The sequence below is a fragment of the Niallia sp. MER 6 genome, from assembly GCF_023714395.1.
In the GTDB taxonomy this organism is placed as follows: domain Bacteria; phylum Bacillota; class Bacilli; order Bacillales; family Cytobacillaceae; genus Niallia.
In genome coordinates this window covers 164,219-171,638 of the sequence record NZ_JAMAUK010000008.1, presented here as the reverse complement: position 1 = coordinate 171,638, position 7,420 = coordinate 164,219, and the positions used below count along the sequence as shown (strand labels likewise).

General features: G+C 39.4%; 8 protein-coding genes. 2 read left to right on the top strand and 6 right to left on the bottom strand.

Annotated features, from left to right (window positions below; translation table 11 throughout):
• Positions 1-104: 104 nt before the first annotated feature.
• Positions 105-683: a GNAT family N-acetyltransferase gene (locus tag M3600_RS13075; protein WP_251646324.1), complete on the bottom strand. Its 579-nt coding sequence runs from the start codon at positions 681-683 to the stop codon at positions 105-107.
• Positions 684-963: 280 nt separating this feature from the next.
• Here M3600_RS13075 and M3600_RS13070 point away from each other — a divergent pair, with 280 nt between their 5' ends.
• Positions 964-1,548 carry a MerR family transcriptional regulator gene (locus M3600_RS13070; protein ID WP_233313436.1) on the top strand — a complete coding sequence of 195 codons (585 nt, stop codon included), beginning with the start codon at positions 964-966 and terminating at the stop codon, positions 1,546-1,548.
• Positions 1,549-1,628: 80 nt separating this feature from the next.
• Here M3600_RS13070 and M3600_RS13065 read toward each other — a convergent pair whose 3' ends face one another.
• The 4 genes from M3600_RS13065 to M3600_RS13050 form a co-directional block, all read right to left on the bottom strand.
• On the bottom strand, positions 1,629-2,423 hold the full coding sequence (locus M3600_RS13065) for an acetate and sugar kinases/Hsc70/actin family protein (protein ID WP_251646323.1): 795 nt from the start codon (positions 2,421-2,423) through the stop codon (positions 1,629-1,631).
• A gap of 63 nt (positions 2,424-2,486) precedes the next feature.
• The gene (locus M3600_RS13060) at positions 2,487-2,963 is read right to left on the bottom strand and encodes a glutathione peroxidase (RefSeq protein ID WP_237941636.1); all 477 of its coding nucleotides are present in this window, start codon (positions 2,961-2,963) and stop codon (positions 2,487-2,489) included.
• The gene (locus tag M3600_RS13055) at positions 2,960-3,517 is read right to left on the bottom strand and encodes a hypothetical protein (protein WP_233313432.1); all 558 of its coding nucleotides are present in this window, start codon (positions 3,515-3,517) and stop codon (positions 2,960-2,962) included. Before M3600_RS13055 ends, M3600_RS13060 begins: the two co-directional genes overlap by 4 nt.
• A gap of 15 nt (positions 3,518-3,532) precedes the next feature.
• Positions 3,533-5,206: a formate--tetrahydrofolate ligase gene (locus tag M3600_RS13050; protein WP_251646321.1), complete on the bottom strand. Its 1,674-nt coding sequence runs from the start codon at positions 5,204-5,206 to the stop codon at positions 3,533-3,535.
• Positions 5,207-5,630: 424 nt separating this feature from the next.
• Between M3600_RS13050 and metA the strand changes: the two genes are divergently transcribed.
• A complete protein-coding gene (gene metA, locus M3600_RS13045; protein WP_251646320.1) occupies positions 5,631-6,539 on the top strand; it encodes a homoserine O-acetyltransferase MetA in 909 nt (302 codons plus the stop codon).
• Between the two features lie 76 nt (positions 6,540-6,615).
• Here metA and M3600_RS13040 read toward each other — a convergent pair whose 3' ends face one another.
• Positions 6,616-7,311 (bottom strand): AIM24 family protein, encoded by a 696-nt coding sequence (locus M3600_RS13040; protein WP_233313428.1) that lies wholly within the window; start codon positions 7,309-7,311, stop codon positions 6,616-6,618.
• Between the last annotated feature and the right edge of the window lie 109 nt (positions 7,312-7,420).

Below are 7,420 nucleotides of genomic sequence, written 5' to 3'. Positions count from 1 at the left end.
TGTGAAAATCTTTTTACTCATTATTTTCTCCGTCTCCATGTTTCTCTAGTTGTGTTACATAATTATACAAAAAAATACCCTATAGGTAGACTTTTTTTAAGTGTCTACTCTATAGGGTACATTTTATTCCTTCCATCTGGCTTTAATTCCATCGTGCGCAGCATGTCCTTGTACCAGTCAATTTTAGCCATATAAGGAGCGAGCAGCTTGTCATTTAATATGGTTGGAATAAAGTTCATTAAGTGAGTATAGCTGTCTTCATCTTCCCAGAAAAAACCGCAGCGCTTATAAAGGGGGACCGCTTTCGTATTACCTGCCCATGTGTATAAGTCGAGCCGTGGCCATTTTTTATTAATAACTGCTTGTAATGCATGAAGAAGCAGCAGTTTACCAACCTTTTTCCCATGGAAATCGGGTCGAACATTTAACAGCGGGATATATAACGAACCAACATCTTCTTTATACACAGACAGCCCGCAGTATCCTACCACCTCATCGTTATGTACGGCTAAAAAAGTATGCAGATTATCTGTGCTGCGATGCTGATCAATTATTTGTTCTTCTGTTTTTACACTGCCGCCCCAAGCCTCCTTGCTTTTGTTCCACATCTTCGCAACTTCAGCAGCAAACCGATCCTCGTACTCCACAATCTGTATATCAGCAATCGTTTGATGGATTGTCATTTAGCGAATCACCTTTTTCTTCATATTGTATGGATGGAAAACATAATCCTTCCTTTCATTTTATTTAGCAATAACCCTTTCCAATCCTATTTTCTATCGTATTATGCTTGGAAATTATTGTAAAGATATTATCATAAAATAACAGAAACTATTAATCAACAAAACTAGACAAACCTCGCTAAAGGAGATTTTTTTAAAATAGCGAACTAGTATTTAAAGTCGAAAAACTTATTTGTTCTTCGTTCATTTATTCTATCAAAACGAAAGGTGATGAAGCATAATGATGGAACAAGAGAGAGTCGCTTCTGCTACGGAGGAAATTTTATTAAGCGTTAAGGAAGCAGCTGTTGCAATTGAAGAAAGTCCTGGTGTTGTGCGCAACTGGCTTAGAGAGCTGAAAGGAGTTATTCCGGCGATTGTCGGCGAACACGGTTACCGCTATTTCGATGATAACGCAATGGAAGTATTGGAAAAGATTAAAAAGCTGCGTAATGAAGATAAATTATCTTTGCGAGAAATTGAAGATGTGCTGACCGACACGGAGCCGCAAGTCTTGCAGCAGCAAGTAGCGAAGCCGTCAGAAGAGATGCTTCAAGAGCTGAAAACAGTAAAAGAACAGCTTGAGCTGCAAATCAACTTCAATTCAGTGCTTGTTCAACAATTGAAAAAGCAACAGGAGCAAATGGATCAGCAGCATGAATTTATTGAGACACAAAAAGAACAGATTGCTGCCCTTACCGCTGCTGCTAATCAGCCTTACGTACACACGTATGGTACAAGGAAAAGCAAAGACGAAGAGGATAAAGCGACGAAGGAAGCACCAGTCAGAAGAGGAGCGATATTCCGCTTGTTTTCGTATCGCTAATTTGTCATGTTAGATGATGGCATTTGTATGGACTGTTGTTAAGTCTTTTTCTATACAAATGCCATCATCCTTGATTTCTTTTAGACAGAAAGTAGTGCACCACAAGCACCGCAAAACTGGCCATCCTGCAGAAACAGCTGACTCTTTGGAAATAAATAATCAAAGGAAGAAATGCTTTTTTGCAAAGGCATATTCACTGAAACGGCTCCACCCGCATAGATAATCTGGTCTATTTGATGAATAGTGCCAGCCTGCTGTGACATTAGAACAATCGTTTCGGCTGTCATTTGAAAAAGAGACGATAATTTATCTTCCTTGCTACCATCCAATGTATTTCCATAGCCAAAATTACTCGCAGTCAAGCTTCCGTTGATACCAATATCCTCTTCATATAAATCCTTCACAAGAACATCGATCTTATTCTTGCTGCCTTTAGAAGCAAGCTCTGTAATTTTTGCAAAATCCTGAACTCCAGTTAATAATTCTGCAAGTCCCATGATTGTTCCCCCGCCAATTCCGCTTCCTAAAACCCGCGAATGACCCTTCTTGCTAACCTTAAACCATGAAGTACCAGTTCCGATATTAACAAGCAGGAATTCGTCATTAACATGAGGATATTCCCTATCCTTCAGCCATCTTGCTCCAGTACAGACAGCATCAAATTCAGGAAGAATGGAGGCATCAGGAAAAAACGCTTGTTTTAAATAAGCAGCCTTGCTTCCAGTAAGGGCTATATCATTCCATTCAAAAAGCTTCAACCACTTTAGTGCAGTATCTGTTTGAGCATTAGGATATTTTCTAAAATGAATTCGTCCGTTCTGCTCAAATGCAAGCTTAATCATGGAACCGCCAGCATCTATCCCGATTTTAGCCAAACTGCTCCCTCCTTTTGTTATAAAAAAGGAAGAACAGAGTAATCCATTCTTCCCGTTTTCTTCTTATAATAACTTTTCAATATCCTCTTTCATTTCATACGGAGAAGCATTTGGAGAATACCGTTTAACTACTTTACCAGAACGGTCTACTAAAAATTTAGTAAAATTCCATTTAATCGCCTTCAGCCCCATTGCACCAGGCGCCTCATTACTTAAATGCTTGTAAAGAGGATCGGCATTTTTGCCATTCACTTCAACTTTTGCAAACATCGGGAAGGTAACGCCATAATTCAATTCGCAGAATTCAAGAATTTCATCCTCAGCCCCAGGCTCTTGATTCATAAACTGATTACAAGGAAATCCTAACACAGCAAAGCCTTTATCATTGTACTCCTCAAAAATCGATTGAAGCTCTTTGAACTGCGGAGTAAATCCGCACTTGCTCGCAGTATTGACGATAACAAGCACTTTCCCTTTATAATCATTCAGTGAAACTTCTTCGCCATTAATTTTTTTGACCTCAAAATCATAAACAGTCATCCTATCATTCCCTTCCTGTCCAAATCAATCAGCACCTTCTGCCTCTGCAAGCCAGCCAATGTTGCGAGCATATAATCAGTCATGCTGACTAAATCATCCATATCGCCTTCTGTAACTAATCTGCTGAAATCAATGGAGATATGATTATTTACTATATTATCAGAACGGAAGGGATCAACACGAATTTCCTGCTTAATAACATGTTCCGCTCCCCATACTCTTTGCAGCAAGTCCTGCAGCATCCAAACTGTTTCTTGATTATTCTTATGTCTGACATGTATCGTCAAACGAATTTTCGCTCCTATTAAATGCATTTTCTCCTCAAGCTCTAAAAGCTCTGCTGCTAAGTTTTTCAGGGAAGCATACATCGACAAAGTAATTTGAGCATTTTGTTGCCCTCTTAAGGCAAACACAAGATGAAACTCCCTGGACATTGTACTGGTATCTAAAATGTCTTTGCGATTTAAGATGTCGATTGTACCTTCAAGATCCCTATCATAAAGCTGTCCTTCTACAACCGTTTTTAAATTATCATAAGCAGTTGGGTCAAACATATATTAATCTCCTTTTTAAAAGAGGCCGATTGCTTTTCCGTCCTCATTCACATCCATTTTTAAAGCAGCTGGCTGCTTCGGCAAGCCTGGCATTGTCATTACATCTCCTGTCAAGGCAACTAGGAAACCTGCTCCGATGCTAGGTTTTAGTTCTCTTACTGTGATTGCAAAGTTACTCGGTCTCCCAAGTAGACTTGGGTCATCTGAAAGAGAGTATTGCGTTTTCGCCATACAAACAGGGAGATTACCCCAGCCGAACGCTTGGAAATCCTTGATTTGCTTTTTTGCTTTTGTGCTGAACTCGACATGGCTCGCACCGTATATTTTCGTGGCAATAGTGTCGATTTTCTCCTCAATAGAAGCATCTAAGCTGTATAAGTGTTTAAATTCATTCTTTTCTTGTTGTTCCATAATTTCTAAAACCTTGCGAGCAAGCTCCAGTCCGCCTTCGGAACCCTTCTCCCAAACTTCTGTTAAAGCAACGGGGATACTCTGACTTGCACACAGCTCTTCTAGCACTTCGATTTCACGCTCTGTATCTGTATAGAAACGGTTAATCGCCACAACAAATGGTAGTCCAAACTGATTAATGTTATCCACATGCTTTTGCAGGTTGGCAAATCCCTTTTTTAAAGCTTCTGTATTTTCCGCTGCCAAATCACTCTTCGCCACACCGCCATGCATTTTCAATGCTCGGATGGTTGCGACAATCACAACGATTTCCGGATTAATTTGTTCATTGCGGGCTTTAATGTTCAAGAATTTTTCGGCACCAAGATCTGCGCCAAAGCCAGCTTCTGTTACAACATAATCAGCAAGCTTGCTTGCGGCAGCTGTGGCAATCACACTGTTGCACCCATGGGCGATATTGGCAAACGGACCACCGTGGATGATAGCAGGTGTATGTTCAATTGTCTGCACAAGATTCGGCTTAATGGCATCTTTTAACAACAGTGTTAGTGCGCCTTCCACACCAAGCTCGCCGACTGTTACAGGTTGTTTGTCCATATTATAGGCAATGACCATTTGGGACAGTCTTTTCTTTAAATCATTTAAATCATGTGCCAGACAAAGCACTGCCATTATTTCTGATGCAACCGTAATATCAAAACCGTCCTCTCTTGGCACACCTTGAAGAGGACCGCCCAACCCGATAACCACTTTTCTTAAAGCACGATCATTTAAGTCAACAGCACGTTTCCAGACAATCCGTCTTTGGTCAATTCTCAGCTCATTTCCTTGGTGAATATGATTGTCTAGTATTGCGGCTAATGCATTGTTGGCTGTTGTAATGGCGTGAAGGTCACCAGTGAAATGAAGATTGATATCCTCCATCGGCAAAACTTGAGCATAGCCACCTCCTGCAGCGCCCCCTTTTATTCCCATCGTTGGCCCAAGGGACGGCTCTCTCATTGCAATAGCTGTTTTTTTATTAAGTTTTTGCAAGGCATCACCTAAGCCTACTGTAACTGTTGATTTCCCTTCTCCTGCAGGTGTCGGGTTAATTGCCGTGACAAGAATGAGTTTGCCTGACTGTTTATCTTTTAATTCCTCCAGCTTATCAAAAGAGATTTTCGCTTTATATTTTCCATACAGTTCTAAGTCATCCTCTGTTAAACCTAACCTCTTCGCAATATCGAGAACAGGATGAATGGTTGCTTGCTGTGCAATTTCTATATCTGTTTTCATTATTTTCCCGCCTTTATAAAATTTAATTTTCATTTCGTATGAATATATTCATCTTAAAAAATCTATGTACAGCATTATTTTGCCAATAATCTTATTTTACAGATGAACGAATAAAATTAAAAGGAAATATCTGAAATGTTCGTTTTTACCTTTGCCAGCATAGAAAAACAGCAAGAACACCCAAGGGGAAATATGCTGAAAAAAACTTATTTTCATACATTTCAGCAATTATATTGCGGCAAACCGAAAGGATATTTATAATAGGCTATATGTTTATACATTATTTAACTAATCTAAGTTTATGAAATACTCGGAATACAACGATAGCTTTGCTTATTGTTCTATTAATTATTCCAGCTTGGAAAATAAGGCATAACAATTGTACAACATGAAGAAAAAAGGAAAAAACAGGAGGCGAACCATTATGCCTATTAAAATTCCTCAGCTGCTGCCAGCAAGGGAAATTCTCGAAGAAGAAAATATCTTTATAATGGATGAAACAAGAGCAAAGGCTCAAGATATTAGACCATTGAATATATTAATTCTTAATCTAATGCCTGAGAAAGAAAAAACAGAAGTACAAATTCTTAGACTTCTAGGTAATACATCGCTGCAAGTCAATATCTCGCTGCTGCGCACAGCATCCTATCACTCTAAGAATACAAGTCCGAACCATTTAGAACAATTCTACACTGATTTCCAAGCCATTAAAGGTAATAAATATGATGGCATGATTATTACGGGAGCACCAGTTGAACTGATGAATTTTGAGGATGTTCAGTATTGGGAAGAGCTGACAGAAATAATGGACTGGACGAAAACAAATGTAACGTCCACATTGCATATTTGCTGGGGCGCCCAAGCTGCTTTATACCATCATTTCGGCATTAAGAAATATGAACTTGATCAAAAATGCTACGGTATCTATTCCCATGAAGTCCTTAAACCGTCTGAAAAGCTGCTGCGCGGATTTGACGACAGCTTCGTTGCACCGCATTCAAGACACACTAATGTCCAAATCCGTGAAATTGATGAACATCCATCACTCCAGCTGCTCGCTGCATCTGATGAAGCCGGTGCATTAATTATCAGCGGAAATAATGGCAAACAGATTATGATAACCGGCCATTTAGAGTATGATTCATCAACACTTGCTGAAGAGTATAAACGGGATAAAGAGAAGGGACTAGATATACATCTGCCGCTTCATTATTTTCCAAACAATGACCCAAACAGAAGACCGCTTAATATATGGCGTTCTCATGCACATTTGCTGTTTTCTAATTGGCTCAATTACTATGTATACCAAGAAACACCGTATGAGTGGAAATGAAAGGCTCGTGTTACATAAAAGAGGATTTGGCTTCCAAACAATTGTTGGAAAGCCAAATCCTCTTTTGTTATGTAAATCAGCCGTTGCTGTCAGAAAAATAAACTTCTTCAAATGGCTGGATTACGACAAATCCTTCACCGCTGAATTTCATTTGGATGGATTCACCGCTTCCTCTTCCGAAAAAGGTTTTTAACGAAACGTCTGTCACAAATTCGGGCTGCAGGTTACCAGACCATGCAACAGTTGCGTTCGGGTCTGTGAAAACAGGTTTTGCTGGTGTCACTTTCAATGTGAGAGGTTCATAATGAGAAGTGATGGCAATCATCCCTCTTCCAGACAAATGAATGTTGAAAAGACCTCCGGACAGCATTCCGGCAACTTTTCTCATGAGCTTAATATCCCACTTTACAGTTGGCTCAAATGCAAGAAGATCATTGCCATTAACAAAAATCGATTCACCATTCAGATGAAGAATTGTGATTTTTTTACCTTGATCTGCAAGATATAATTTCCCTTGTCCTTCTGCTTTCATAAGAGAAGCTCCTTCTCCTGTTAAAGCTTTTTTGAACATTTTGCCTAAGCCGTGTTCGAGAATGCCTTCTCTTGTAAATTTAATGTTTCCCATGTAGGAAACCATGCTGCCAGCTTTTGCCCAAACCATTTCCTCTAAATTCACTTCCAGCATCCGCTGTGTTTCCAGTTCAAACAGTCCTTCACCTTTATCCTGCTGTTCGGTTTTTTCTACAAAGTCCTCCAAGGAATATCTGCTCATAAGTTTAATCCCTCTCTTTTCATCTATTAGGCTTACTTTTTACTAATACGATTACATTTGGTAAAAGTTTCATGATTATTTTTTCTGTTTTCGCACATACTAATCGATG